Origin of the sequence: Tenacibaculum sp. Cn5-46 (genome assembly GCF_022347705.1) — a bacterium.
Classification (GTDB): Bacteria; Bacteroidota; Bacteroidia; order Flavobacteriales; family Flavobacteriaceae; genus Polaribacter; species Polaribacter aiptasiae.
The window spans coordinates 1-13,688 of sequence record NZ_JAKRGD010000003.1; the positions used below are offsets into that span (position 1 = coordinate 1).

16 protein-coding genes are annotated in these 13,688 nt (G+C 29.7%); 5 read left to right on the plus strand and 11 right to left on the minus strand.

What is annotated here, in order from left to right; genetic code table 11:
• On the minus strand, positions 1–3,550 hold a 3,550-nt coding region (locus tag MHN29_RS06515; RefSeq protein WP_235276251.1), incomplete at its 3' end, for an immunoglobulin-like domain-containing protein.
• Between the two features lie 184 nt (positions 3,551–3,734).
• Between MHN29_RS06515 and MHN29_RS06520 the strand changes: the two genes are divergently transcribed.
• A complete protein-coding gene (locus MHN29_RS06520; protein ID WP_235273739.1) occupies positions 3,735–4,382 on the plus strand; it encodes a DUF937 domain-containing protein in 648 nt (215 codons plus the stop codon).
• Positions 4,383–4,440: 58 nt separating this feature from the next.
• Here the strand turns inward: MHN29_RS06520 and MHN29_RS06525 are convergent, their stop codons facing one another.
• Positions 4,441–4,866 carry a DUF3995 domain-containing protein gene (locus MHN29_RS06525; RefSeq protein WP_235273740.1) on the minus strand — a complete coding sequence of 142 codons (426 nt, stop codon included), beginning with the start codon at positions 4,864–4,866 and terminating at the stop codon, positions 4,441–4,443.
• Positions 4,867–4,916: 50 nt separating this feature from the next.
• Here MHN29_RS06525 and hutI point away from each other — a divergent pair, with 50 nt between their 5' ends.
• Both hutI and MHN29_RS06535 read left to right on the plus strand, forming a co-directional pair.
• Entirely contained in the window at positions 4,917–6,149 is a 1,233-nt protein-coding gene (hutI, locus tag MHN29_RS06530) for an imidazolonepropionase (RefSeq protein ID WP_235273741.1), read from the plus strand.
• 1 nt (position 6,150) lies between these two features.
• The gene (locus tag MHN29_RS06535; protein WP_235273742.1) at positions 6,151–7,158 is read left to right on the plus strand and encodes a formimidoylglutamase; all 1,008 of its coding nucleotides are present in this window, start codon (positions 6,151–6,153) and stop codon (positions 7,156–7,158) included.
• 56 nt (positions 7,159–7,214) lie between these two features.
• Here MHN29_RS06535 and MHN29_RS06540 read toward each other — a convergent pair whose 3' ends face one another.
• The 8 genes from MHN29_RS06540 to MHN29_RS06575 are packed head-to-tail and all read right to left on the minus strand — an operon-like array spanning position 7,215 to position 11,301.
• A complete protein-coding gene (locus tag MHN29_RS06540) occupies positions 7,215–7,970 on the minus strand; it encodes a LytTR family DNA-binding domain-containing protein (RefSeq protein WP_235273743.1) in 756 nt (251 codons plus the stop codon).
• A 9-nt stretch (positions 7,971–7,979) separates the two neighbouring features.
• Positions 7,980–8,288, minus strand: a complete 309-nt coding sequence (locus MHN29_RS06545; RefSeq protein WP_150898881.1) for a 2TM domain-containing protein — start codon at positions 8,286–8,288, stop codon at positions 7,980–7,982.
• 6 nt (positions 8,289–8,294) lie between these two features.
• Entirely contained in the window at positions 8,295–8,606 is a 312-nt protein-coding gene (locus MHN29_RS06550; protein ID WP_235273744.1) for a 2TM domain-containing protein, read from the minus strand.
• The gene (locus tag MHN29_RS06555; protein WP_235273745.1) at positions 8,590–8,919 is read right to left on the minus strand and encodes a 2TM domain-containing protein; all 330 of its coding nucleotides are present in this window, start codon (positions 8,917–8,919) and stop codon (positions 8,590–8,592) included. The genes MHN29_RS06550 and MHN29_RS06555 overlap by 17 nt, the downstream gene beginning before the upstream one ends.
• A gap of 1 nt (position 8,920) precedes the next feature.
• On the minus strand, positions 8,921–9,208 hold the full coding sequence (locus MHN29_RS06560; RefSeq protein WP_235273746.1) for a 2TM domain-containing protein: 288 nt from the start codon (positions 9,206–9,208) through the stop codon (positions 8,921–8,923).
• Between the two features lie 2 nt (positions 9,209–9,210).
• The gene (locus MHN29_RS06565; RefSeq protein WP_235273747.1) at positions 9,211–9,519 is read right to left on the minus strand and encodes a 2TM domain-containing protein; all 309 of its coding nucleotides are present in this window, start codon (positions 9,517–9,519) and stop codon (positions 9,211–9,213) included.
• Positions 9,500–10,861: a 2TM domain-containing protein gene (locus MHN29_RS06570; RefSeq protein ID WP_235273748.1), complete on the minus strand. Its 1,362-nt coding sequence runs from the start codon at positions 10,859–10,861 to the stop codon at positions 9,500–9,502. The genes MHN29_RS06565 and MHN29_RS06570 overlap by 20 nt, the downstream gene beginning before the upstream one ends.
• 23 nt (positions 10,862–10,884) lie before the next feature.
• On the minus strand, positions 10,885–11,301 hold the full coding sequence (locus MHN29_RS06575; protein ID WP_235273749.1) for a DUF2141 domain-containing protein: 417 nt from the start codon (positions 11,299–11,301) through the stop codon (positions 10,885–10,887).
• A 150-nt stretch (positions 11,302–11,451) separates the two neighbouring features.
• Between MHN29_RS06575 and MHN29_RS06580 the strand changes: the two genes are divergently transcribed.
• Entirely contained in the window at positions 11,452–11,946 is a 495-nt protein-coding gene (locus tag MHN29_RS06580) for an RNA polymerase sigma factor (RefSeq protein ID WP_235273750.1), read from the plus strand.
• A 6-nt stretch (positions 11,947–11,952) separates the two neighbouring features.
• Entirely contained in the window at positions 11,953–12,603 is a 651-nt protein-coding gene (locus MHN29_RS06585) for a hypothetical protein (RefSeq protein WP_235273751.1), read from the plus strand.
• A gap of 35 nt (positions 12,604–12,638) precedes the next feature.
• Here the strand turns inward: MHN29_RS06585 and MHN29_RS06590 are convergent, their stop codons facing one another.
• The gene (locus MHN29_RS06590; RefSeq protein ID WP_235273752.1) at positions 12,639–13,658 is read right to left on the minus strand and encodes a low specificity L-threonine aldolase; all 1,020 of its coding nucleotides are present in this window, start codon (positions 13,656–13,658) and stop codon (positions 12,639–12,641) included.
• Between the last annotated feature and the right edge of the window lie 30 nt (positions 13,659–13,688).

Sequence of the window (13,688 nt, forward strand, 5' to 3'; positions counted from 1 at the left end):
CTCTAACTGTTCTAATGACTTCTATAGCATTATTCCCTGAACTATCAACTACATTATACCTTACTTGGTAATCTCCCAAAACTGATGTATCAACATTATTTACTGTTACAATTGCCCCTGTTAAATTTCCATCTATATTATCTATTGCTGTTGCTCCTGAATCATTATAAATGCTTCCTGCTTCAACTTCAACTAATACATTATTATTCAAGGTAATTACTGGAATCTGTGTATCAATAACTCTAACTGTTCTAATGACTTCTATAGCATTATTCCCTGAACTATCAACTACATTATACCTTACTTGGTAATCTCCCAAAACTGATGTATCAACATTATTTACTGTTACAATTGCCCCTGTTAAATTCCCATCTATATTATCTGTTGCTGTTGCTCCTGAATCATTATAAATACTTCCTGCTTCAACTTCAACTAATACATCATTATTCAAAGTAATTACTGGAATCTGTGTATCAATAACTCTAACTGTTCTAATGACTTCTATAGCATTATTCCCTGAGCTATCGACTACATTATATGTTACTTGATAATCTCCTAAAACTGATGTATCAACATTATTTACTGTTATAATTGCTCCTGTTAAATTTCCATCTATATTATCTATTGCTGTTGCTCCTAAATCATTATAAATGCTTCCTGCTTCAACTTCAACTAATACATTATTATTCAAGGTAATTACTGGAATCTGTGTATCAATAACCCTAACTATTCTAATGACTTCGATAGCATTATTCCCTGAACTATCGACTACATTATACCTTACTTGGTAATCTCCTAAAACTGATGTATCAACATTATTTACTGTTATAATTGCTCCTGTTAAATTCCCATCTATATTATCTATTGCTGTTGCTCCTGAATCATTATAAATACTTCCTGCTTCAACTTCAACTAATACATTACCTAATAAAGTAATTACAGGGATTTCGTTATCAACTACACTTGTAATATTAATTGCATAATCTTCTACTTCTCCTGCAAAAAAAGTTCCACAAGGACCAGTATTTCCCTCTACCATAGCCACTCGCATTTTTGCATATCCATCTGCTACAGTATTAGGAATCGTGAATTTTTCTGTAATACTATTATCTCTAATTCTGTCTGTTCTAATAACTCTTTCATTAGGGTCATTAAAATCACCATCTCTATTATAATCTATCCAAACTATGTATCTATATCTGGCAAAAAATGATCTTTTATTAGGTGTAATTTTAAGTTCTTGTTCTACTCCTTTCCTTAAATTAGTTGAAATATGATTGTAATTCGTGTAAATACTACTCCCTGATGAATTCGAAATAGTTCCTAACTCTAATTTTGAAATAAATCCTTCTCTTTCACTCTCACTCTCTAATGCACAATAATTATGAGTAGTTCTAAACCTTATTACATCTGTAAAGTCAGAATCTACATTACCCACTGCCCCTGTACATCTACTTTTAACCCTTACTTCATATTCTGTATTGGGTACTAAGTCAGTTAAACTCGTAGTATTAGATGTTATTGTTTTAATAAAAGAATCGCCTGTAGCAACTGATCTATATCTAACTCTAAATATTGCTCCTCCTATTTCGTCCCAATTAATTATAGCAGATGTTCCTTGAATATTAGATACATTAAAATTTGTAGGTTTGGATGCAACACAAATAACAGCTGGTTCTATAGAAAAATCTTTATTTGAGATATCAAAAAACACATTATTCGCTGCTTTTATCATTACTCTATTATTATTTCCTATTACATCTGGAACAATGATTCTTGCTCTACCATCATTTGCTACTCCAGTTGCTAACTCTATAGGATATGTATTTCCTCCGTCTGTTGAAAGTAATATATCTACATTAGCCTCATTTATTCCATTACCATCTGTTCCTGCAACATCCCATTCTATAATTTCAAAAGAACCTACATTCCACGTAATATTTTCACTATTTGGATAATTGACTACAAACGGCCCTGCAGCATCATTCACTCTAATTTCTGCATCATCACTATTGTTGGTACCTCTATTGTCTCTAACAGTTAACCTAAAATTATATGACCTTGAAACATTTGCTAAAGCTTCCCATTTCCAAGATATTTTTCCTTCCTTAATAGTAGAAAGGTTTGGGAAGTACCTTTTATTTTCTATAGTAGGTTCATACGACCTAAATGCTACTCCTCTAGTCCTAGTTGGAGAAGGATATGTACTTCCTCCTCTATTATCATCTATTTGCTCCCAACAATAGGTTAATATATCTCCAACATCAGCGTCATTTGCTTCTCCTGTTAATACAAAAGGGGTTCCTTTAGGAATTGTATAATTACCTCCAGCATTTACTACAGGAATATTATTACCTGTATTAACATCTACTTGGCACATTGTTCCTTTTACTACATTAGTAACTTGTCTTATCGACGCTGCATGAAAATACGGATCGCTATGTAATTGTACATTAGCATTTCCTCCAATACCTGCATACCCCATTATGGTAGAACCAGTTCCTGGTTCCATATGCACTCCTCTTCCTTCTGAGCCTCTATGTGACCATGTATGATTAGCTCCAAACTGATGACCTATTTCATGACTTACATAATCTATATCAAAATTATCACCTTCAGGGTTATTGTGTGATGAATAACCACTTCCTTTTCTTCCATCTTCACAAACACAACCAATGCAGCCAGCATTTCCATTATTACCTCCAGCTGTTAGTAAATGTCCTATATCATAATTATTCTCTCCTATTTCTGCTGTTAGTGTATCTTGTAAATCAGAATTATAATCCCATGCGTATGGGTCAGTATTTCTATCTAAATAAATTAGTCGATCATTATTAGCTATAAGCTGCATTCTTACATTAAAATCTTTTTCAAAAACTGCATTAACTCTAGTCATAGTAGCATTTATCGCAGCCATCGCCAATGCACGTGTTCCTCCATGATAATCTGTATATTCTCCAGTTACAGATACCGCCGCTCTGTATGTTCTTAAAATACCATCATTTGCATTTCTTCCATGAGTTTCATTCTTTTCTATTTTTTTATTTAGTTTATCTACCGTTTTACATTCAAAACTTTCTTTATTTCCTTTTCTATGATAAACTCTATAAACACTTTTTTTCTTTTTTACTGGTGTTATAAATATATCTTTAGCTCCATCTAGTAAAGTCATACTTTGCAATCCTTTAGGTGAAATACTAAAATAAACCTTATCTAATGGATTCTTTATGTTTATTCCTTTGTAAGATTTTATTTTTGGGTATTTTGCTGCCAATTTTGGATGCATTATATTATATTCATTTATTTTATAATAAAGAATATCTCCTTTAACATTAGGAAAACTGATTATTATATTACTTTTTCTTTTATTCTTGTTTAAAGTTTCTTTTAAATGTTTTTTAAATCCTTCTATGTTTAAATGGTAAAAAGATTCTTCATTATTATCAGATGTTCTTTTTACTACATCTATTTTATTCCAAAATATTTTATTTTGTGAGTAAGTGACTGTTGTTAAAAACAACAGAAAAAAGGGAAGTAATTTTATGTTCATATCAAACTTATTAAAGGGGGGGGGTTAATTTTGCTATTCTAAAACCAATAAATCATAGTTGTCCCTACTTTTTTTTCTTTTTTTTTAATTTCATAAAGAATAATTAAGAAAAGCATGTGACTTTTAATTTGTAACTTGTGTCTCAATTATTGAAAACTATTTACTAATCTTATTATAATAAAAAATGGCAGGAATTTTAGATTTATTAAACAGCGATTTAGGAAAAACAATTATATCTGGTGTAGCAGGTTCAACAGGTCAAGATACTAACAAAACTAGTAGCGTATTAACAATGGCTTTACCTGTATTAATGAAAGCAATGCAACGTAATTCAGCTACCTCTCAAGGAGCAGAGGGATTAATGGGAGCTTTAAATAAACACGATGGTGGTATTTTAGATAATTTAGGTGACTTATTCAAAGGAGGAGTTAATGCTGATGTTTTACAAGATGGTAGTAAAATTTTAGGACACGTGTTAGGAAGCAAGCAACAAGGTGTTGAACAAGTTATTGGACAAAAATCCGGAATGGATGCTGGCGCTGTTGGTGATATTTTAAAAACAGCTGCTCCTATCTTAATGGGAGTTTTAGGAAAACAATCTAGACAAAACAATGTAAGTAACTCTGGTGACCTTGGTGGTTTATTAGGAGGATTACTTGGTGGAAGTTCTGCTCAAAAAGAACAAAGCTTTTTAGAACAAATTTTAGATGCAGATGGAGATGGAAGTATTGTAGACGATGTTGCTGGAATGGTTTTGGGAGGCGGTAGTAGTCAACAAAAATCTGGTGGTTTACTTGGTGGGCTATTAGGTGGCATTTTCGGAAAAAAATAAACTTATTCCTCAATAATAACAAAAAGCGCAAAATATTAGTTTTGCGCTTTTTTTATATCTAATATACTTCTATTAATATAGCGATTACTCCTAAAAATAAACACAAAGGAGAAAAATATTTAGAATCGTTTTTTGCAAATTTTGTTTCAGTTACTTTCTTAAAAAAACCAACATACTTAAACTCTCCTACAGCACGTAATATAAAAGCACCAGAGACTATATATAATCCATACTTCAAAAACCATTTAGGAATCATTTCTATTTGAAAAAGATTTGCCTTAACAGCAAAGAGCATAGCAATAATTAATAAAAATACTCCAACAAATAAGCTATCAATCCATTTTGGCTTTAATACTACCTCTCCATTTAATTTTGTTGGTATTACTTGACTAAATCCCCATTTTCCTCCTACAAACCAATACAAATGAATTAGTGAAATAAATGTGAGTATTAAAAAGCTAATCAATCCTAAAAAATAAACCATAATTAATCGTTTTAGTGTAAATTTGTTTTAGCCAAATTTAAGAACAACATATGACAACATTATTGATAAATATCAAGGAATTAATTCAAGTGAGAGATCACTCTATAAAAAAAGTAAGCGGTAATGAAATGAAGAGTTTACCCACTATAAAAAATGCTTTTTTACTTTTAAAAGATGATAGAATTGTTGACTTTGGCTCTATGAATGAGTTATCTGTTTCTGCTGATGAAACTGTTGATTGTACTGGTAAAATGATACTTCCTACTTGGTGCGATTCTCATACACACATTGTATATGCAGGAAACAGAGAACAAGAGTTTGTTGATCGTATTAATGGTTTATCTTATGAAGAGATAGCTAATAACGGCGGAGGTATTTTAAATTCAGCAAAAAAGCTGCAAGAAACTTCTGAAGAAGAACTATATAAACAATCTTCTGTACGTTTAGAAGAAGTTATGAAACAAGGTACAGGTGCAGTTGAAATTAAATCTGGATATGGTTTAACTGTTGATGCTGAACTAAAAATGTTACGTGTTATAAAAAAATTAAGAGAAAATTATAACTTACCTATCAAAGCAACATTCTTAGGTGCTCATGCTTTTCCTTCTGAATATAAAGACAATAAAGAAGGATATATTGATTTAATTATTAATGAAATGCTTCCTAAAATAGCATCGGAAAATTTAGCTGAGTTTATAGACGCTTTTTGTGAAACTGGTTATTTCTCTGTTGAAGATACTGACAGAATTTTATCAGCTGGAAAACAATATGGTTTAACTCCAAAAGTACATGTAAATCAATTTACTACTATAGGTGGAGTTCAAGTAAGTGTTAAACACGACGCTTTATCTGTTGATCATTTAGAAGTTATGAATGCCGATGATATTGAAACATTAAAAGGTTCGGAAACAATGCCTGTTGCTTTACCTTCTTGTTCTTATTTTCTAAGTATTCCTTATACACCTGCTCGCGATATTATAAACGCTGGTTTACCATTAGCATTAGCTACAGACTTTAATCCTGGTTCTACTCCTTCTGGTAATATGAATTTTGTTGTAGCCACTGCATGTATTAAGATGAAGATGACTCCGGAAGAAGCTATTAATGCTGCTACTATAAATGGTGCTTATGCTATGAACCTTTCTGATGAAGTTGGGAGTATTACTAAAGGAAAAAAAGCAAACTTTATTATTACAAAAGAAATTTTAAGTTATGGAGCTATTCCTTATAATTTTGGATCAATATTAATTGACTCCGTTTTTATTAATGGAAAAGCTATTTAATATGTTACGTACATTTTCAGAACACGACATCAAAAATTTTGTTAGTCTTAGAAAAGGAGAAACTAAAATTGGTGAGTTAATACAAACCATATCTGATAATTCTAACATCATTGAAGAACTAAATAATTCATCTGCTAAATTTGTAATTCTTGGAGTACCTGAAGATATTGGTGTAAAAATGAATTATGGAAATGGTGGTGCTCATACAGCTTTTACTCCTGCTTTAAAAGCATTCTTAAGTACACAAGAAAATCAATTTATCAACGGAGAAAATATTTTTGTATTAGGATATTTAGACTATTTAGAAGATGTTTCTTACTTTGATAAAAGCGATCGAAATAAAGGTGATTTACTAGTAAAAGCTATTGATCAAAAACTTTCAGAAGTTATTAAATTGATTATTGAAGCTGATAAAATTCCAATTGTAATTGGCGGTGGACATAATAACTCTTACGGAAATTTAAAAGGTTTTTCTGAAGCGAAACAACAAGCTATTAATGTTATCAATTTAGATGCGCATACCGATTTACGTCAATTAGAAGAACGTCATAGTGGAAATGGATTTTCTTATGCTATAGAACGTAATTATCTAGATAAATACTTTATGTTCGGTTTGCATGAAAACTATACACCTCAGTATATTTTTGATTACATGCAAGACAAATCCAATATTGATTATAATACTTACGAAGAATTAGAGGTTTATAAAAGTCTTTCTTTTGAGAGTGAACTTGAACGTGCTTCAAATTTTATTCAAGACAAACCTTTTGGTATTGAAATAGACTTAGATTGTATTCAAAACTTTCCAAGTAGCGCTATGACTTCTAGTGGTTTTACTTCTTTACAAGCTAGACAATTTGTACATTTCTTTGCTAAAAACCCAAATGCTTCTTATATACATATTTGTGAAGGAGCACCTGCTGTAATGAATAATGAAACAGCTGCAGGACAAGTAGGTAAATTTATAAGTTATCTAATTTCCGACTTTATTAAAGCTAAAGGGAAATAACTCATCCTAAATTAAACTTAGTATTAGTCTGTTTTGCTCTAGTACTAAGTTTAAATTTAATCTATCCAATTTTTAAAATCTTTTACTCGCTCTCTACTAACGATTATTTCTGCTTCATTAAATGAATGTAGTACTAATTTTAAGCGTGAATTAGTATACGATATAATATCTTTTATAGCATTTATATGAATAATATAGGTTCTATTTACTCGAAAAAACTGCTCTGGATCCAGTTGTTCTTGCCAGTGTTCTAACGAGTGATCGATTAAATAATTTCTATTTGAATTCGTATGAATATAAGTTGATTTATTTTCTGAATAAAAGCACTCTATTTCATCTACATGTATAATTTTTATGTGTTGCCCTACTTTTATAGTAAAACGCTTTTTGAATTTCCTATCAACTGGATTGATTAATAACTTTCTAATATCATCAATATTAACTTGAACATCCGATTGCTTAGGCTGGTTTTCTTTAAATTTATCAACAGCAACTTTTAATTCGTCCTCATCAATTGGTTTTAATAAATAATCTATGGAGTTTAATTTAAACGCCTTTAACGCATATTCATCATAAGCCGTAGTAAAAATTATTGCCGATTTTACTTCTACTTCTTCAAAAATTTCGAATGATAAACCATCAGATAGTTGAATATCTAAAAAAATTAAATCAGGATGCTCATTCTTCTGAAACCAATTAATAGATTCTTCTACAGAATGCAACATTGTTTCTACTTCTATACCTAATTCAGCTAACATTCTATTTAACCTCCTAGCTGCTGGTTTTTCATCTTCAATTATTAATACTTTCATTATCAATTTTTAATTTTTATCCATGTATTCTTTAACTTTTCTTTCTTCCCACTCTTTATTAAAAAGTAAATCCTTTCCAAAAACACTAACTCCGTGTAATATTAAAATCACACCCCACCAAAAAAAGATTTTATAATTGCTAATATCTGTAAAAGCTTCTACAAAAGTGCTACCATAATCAATATCTTTAAAAATTCTATATCCTATGAAAACTAAATTTATTAAAATGTAGAATGTTAAATGCTTATAAAACTTTTTTATGTCTTCTACTCTTTTTCTAGCTTTTATATATTTATCCGATTGTTGTTTTGAGTCCATAGTTAGTTAATTTTCATTCATAATATCTTCTATCTTTTTCTTTTCCCAGTTTTCTATAATAGAAATCTTATTTTTAAATGCATAAATACCATGAATTAGGAGGCCAAATGCCCATAACAATGAATTTATCCAAATGTTAGCTCTTATCCATTTTAAAGTATTTTGATTAGAAATATGCTCTTCAAAAAAATTGAATATTGTATCTGAAAAAACAATAATTACAATCATCATTATGACAAACACCTGTAGGTGATTATAAAAATTCTTTTGCTTAGCTACTTTCTTCTGAGCCTGTAAATATTTATCTTCTTTTTTCATCGAACTCCTTTATATATTCTTCAATCTTCCTATTTTCCCAATCTTTATTAAAAAAGATATTTGTTCCGAATGTTCCTAGCCAATGAAAAAATAAACCTATTCCCCAAAAAAGCCAAGTTGCATACACTCCAAAATGAGTTATAGCATCTACAAAAGATTTATTCTCTTCTGTTATTAATCCTATAACGATAACTGTTGATATAAAAATATTTACCGCTATATACGCTGCTAAGTGCCAATAGAAACCTTTTATCTTTTCTACTTTCTTCTTAGCTAACATGTATTTATGTTCTTGTGTATAATCTCTTTCCATTTTATTTCTTTTTTTCTAAATATTCTTTGATTTTCTTATCCTCCCAATCTTTTCCAAATCCAAAAATTTCTTTTCCAAAAACAAGCATCCAATGAATAAATGTAGCAATACATATTCCTGCTACTGCAAACCAGAACCAGTGATAATAAGGAGAGAATATTAAATTTACTGCTACTATTATTATGATTGATAAAACATTCACAAAAAGATGAGCATAAAAGCCTTTAATTTCTTTAATTCTTTTTTTGGCTGCTAAGTATTGTTTTTCTTCAGTATATTTAGTGTCCATGATTACTTTTCTTCTTTTAAAAATTCTTTAATTTTTTGTTCTTCCCAATCTTTCCCAAATCCTATTCTTTCAAATCCAAAGACTCCCATCCAATGAAAAAATAATCCTGCTGACATCCCTATTATTGGATAATAAAACCAGTAATGATCAGGTACAAACTTTAAGTTGATAAAAATTAAGACTGGAATTATTAAAACTGTTACTATTAAATGAATATATAAACCTTTTATCTTTTCTACCTTCTTTTTTGCTCTAGCGTATCTGTATTGTTCAGTATGTTCTCTTTCCATCTTATCTATATTTTTCTTCATCTTTTAAAATCTCGTTGATCTTACGCTCCTCCCAATTTTTACCTAAGAATAAGTTGTAATTATTTACTTCTAAAAAATGGAAAACTAAACCTATTCCCCAACCAATCATTGGAAACCAAAACCACTGGAAACCTGAGTACGTCTTTAAATTGATAAATACTAAAAATGGTATTACTAAACAGTATGAAATTAAGTTCTGGTAAAATTCTTTTAACTTCTCTACCCTTTCAACTGCTTTTACATACTTACTATTTTCTAAATCACTTGTATTATAATTCATTGTATTTGATTTTGTTAACAGTGGTAAACTCACTGTAAATGTTTTATTATTATTTTTTATTTCAACAGCTCTGTTAGTTATTAAACCATAACGATCTGCTATATTCCTTAACCCTACTTTAGTACTTTTACCTATTGCTTCTTTAGGGTTTATATTATTTTGAATTTGTAAAAATCCATTCTCTTCAAATATTTTTATTTCTAGAGGTTTTGCTGAAGAAACTACATTATGTTTTACTGCATTCTCTAACAGCAACTGTAACGATAATGGAACTATTTTTAACTCTGGATTACTTATCTCACTTGGTATTGTAAATTTGACAGCATCTTCAAAACGCATTTGTAACAATTCCATATATGTTCTAGCAAATTGTAACTCTTCTTTTATTGGTACTAATTCTTTATTCCTTTGCTCTAAAACATATCGGTAAACTTTTGATAATTTAGTAGTAAACCTTTCAGCTTGTCTAGTATTTTCACCTATTAAAGAGGTTAATACATTTAAACTATTAAATAAAAAATGAGGGTCTAATTGACTTTTTAATGTTTCAAACTTCGCTGTTTCAGTCTTTGCTACTATTTCATGTTGTGTAGTTTCTTTATTTGCTGCTCTTTTCCACTCTAACATGAAACCTCTTGCATGTAAAAAAGCAGAAACTCCAAAAGAAAATTGTATCCAAAATAAGTGAATCCATAATAAAGGAGACTTAAAAAACAGTGCTATATCTCGACCTTGTATTATTATAAACAGTATATAATCTATTATTAAAATAGCTGGCACTGTATATAATATAGTAGCTATTATACCTACCCAAACACGAGTATTTGTTTTAGTAACCCAATCCCATCTCGTACTTAAATAATCATTTAAAAGTCCTTGCCCAAAACCTAATCCAAAAGAATATAAAGCAGATACACCTAACGACATTAGAAAACCTTTAACTGTATAACTCCCTCCTCCTATTAAGAAAAAGAATACTCCAAATATTAATGTAATTTTTAAAGCTAATAATATGCCTTTTTTTAATTCCTTTGGAGAGAATATTTCTGCTCTTGTTTTCATCTTTTGTTCTCTAAATATTGTGATTAAAATCTAATTTCTAAAGATACATTTTTATCATCAACTAAAAATTTGATTTGATCGTATTGTGGAGGTCCAAACCTATTTATATTATTAGTAGATACTCCATAATCTTCCATTGGCATACCGTTCGGTTCAAAGTCCATTTTATTGTTGTTATTCTTATCGTGGAAACAAATAAGTGCATACTCTCCTTCAGGTACATTTTCAAAAACTACGGTACTTTTTCCTTTAGTAATTTTTGACGTTTTTGCTAAAACTGGTTCTTTTCTAAAATTATCTTTAGTAAACAATGCATAACTTATTTTACCTTCATCAGTAGTGGCATTTGTTACAGTTGCTGTTACCGTTCTATTTTGGGCTGATATTTTTCCTACAATAAAAAATAAGCTCACTAAAAAAACTGTTGTAAAAAATTTCATCTCTTTTAATTTGTTGGTTAATACACTACAAATATCTAGAGGTGATGATGTTTTTGAAATTAAAAAAAACTCAATTGTATTTTTTTTAGGATGAACTGTAACAATTTGTATTTTTGAGCTACTTATAATTTATCAACTAGACTAAACTTAGTGGAAAAGAAACTAGAAAATAAATTTTTATCTGATTTTGAAGCAAATCAAAACATTGTACATAAGGTATGTAGGATATACACTACCAATCAAGATGCACACAATGATTTATTTCAAGAGATAACAATTCAGCTATGGAAAAACTATAGTAAGTTTAGAGGTGATGCTAAATTTAGTACTTGGATGTATCGAGTAGCTTTAAATACTGCTATTTCTTTGTACAGAAAATCTACCAGAACTGTAAAAACTCAAGACATTACCGACTACACTTTTAAAATTAAGGCTGAAGATTATGATGAGACTGAAGAATTACAACTGAAAGCATTATATAATGCTATTAGAAAACTAAACGATATTGATAAAGCTCTTATCTTTTTGTATTTAGAAGACAAACCTTACAAAGAAATATCAGAAACATTAGGTATTAGTGAAGTAAATGCAAGAGTAAAAATGAACAGAGCTAAAGAAAAATTAAAAAAAACATTAAACCCATAGTAATAAATGGATTTAGATAAGTATAAAAAAGCATGGGATAATCAACCAGAAGAAACCGATAGAGTTTCTAAAGTTGATATCTACAAGATGGCACACTCCAAATCGTCATCTATTGTTAAGTGGATTTTTATTATTGGAATTTTGGAGCTCTTATTTTGGGCTGGATTGAATATATTTTTCGTAGGTTCATCCTACACAGAAGTATACGAACAACTACATTTAAATAGCTTTGTAAAAGCAAGTGTATACCTTCATTATTTTGTTATAGTTGTATTTCTCTATTTTTTCTATAAAAATTATAAATCAATTTCTATTTCCGATACAACAAAAGTTCTACTTCAGAAAATATTAAAAACACGAAAAACAGTAAAATACTATGTATACTTTAATCTTTTGTATGTAGTTTTTGCAAATGTTTTTCTTCTTTGTTTTGTATTCTCAGATTTAGATCTGTTAATAGACTACTACCATAGTCAAGGAATTGCAACACCTGACAATAAACAACACCTATTAATTTCATTAATTATAGCTACTGTTTTCTTATTAGGTTTTATGGTACTTATTCTTTGGCTATTCTACAGAATAATCTACGGAGTTTTATTAAGAAAGTTAAATAAAAACTATAAAGAGTTATCTAAACTCGAAGATTTAAACTAATAAAAAAGAGGAAGTAAAAAACTTCCTCTTTTTTATTAGAATGATTTTAATTCATTTAGCAAAATAGCTAACATCTCATCTGTGAAATCAAGATGAGTAACAATTCGTAATTTGCCTTCTCCCATAGAAATTAACAAAATACCTTTTTGCTTCATTTTTTCAATAAAATCCATTGAATCAATCGTATCATTTACATAAAAGATTACAATATTGGTTTCAATAGGTTCTACTTTTTTTACATACGAACAATTTTCTAAAACCTCTCCTATTGCCTTTGCTCTTGAATGATCATCAGCTAAACGATCTACTAAATTGTCTAATGCATAAATTCCAGCTGCTGCTAAAAAACCTGCTTGTCGCATTCCTCCTCCAAATAACTTACGTACTCGTAACGCTTTTTCTATATGCTCTTTACTTCCTACTAAAACTGACCCCACCGGTGCTCCTAATCCTTTTGATAAACAAATAGAAATTGTATCAAACAATTCACCATATTGTTGAGGAGTTTCATTTTTAGCAACTAATGCATTGAATAAACGAGCACCATCTAAATGATATGCTAAATTATGATCTCTGGTTACTTTACCTATTTTTACTAATTCTTCAAAGTCCCAGCATGCACCACCTCCTTTATTAGTTGTATTTTCAATACATACTAATCGATTAAAAGGAACATGAATATCAGCTCTACCAGATACAGCATTTTCTAATTGTTCAGCTGTAAACATTCCTCTATCACCATCAATTAAATATGAAGTTACTCCTGAATTAAAAGCTGCTCCACCACCTTCGTAATTATATACATGTGCCCATTTATCGCAAAACATTCTATCACCAGGTTGCGTATGTATCTTTATTGCCGCTTGATTTGCCATGGTTCCTGATGGGAAAAATAAAGCTGCTTCCATTCCAAATAATTTGGCAACTTTATCTTGTAATAAATTTACAGTAGGATCAGCACCAAACACATCATCGCCAACTTCAGCATTCATAATTGCTTTTAGCATTCCTTCGGTTGGTTTTGTTACTGTATCGCTTATTAAGTTTATTTCCATTTTTAACTACGATTTTTAAATGTATTTTTG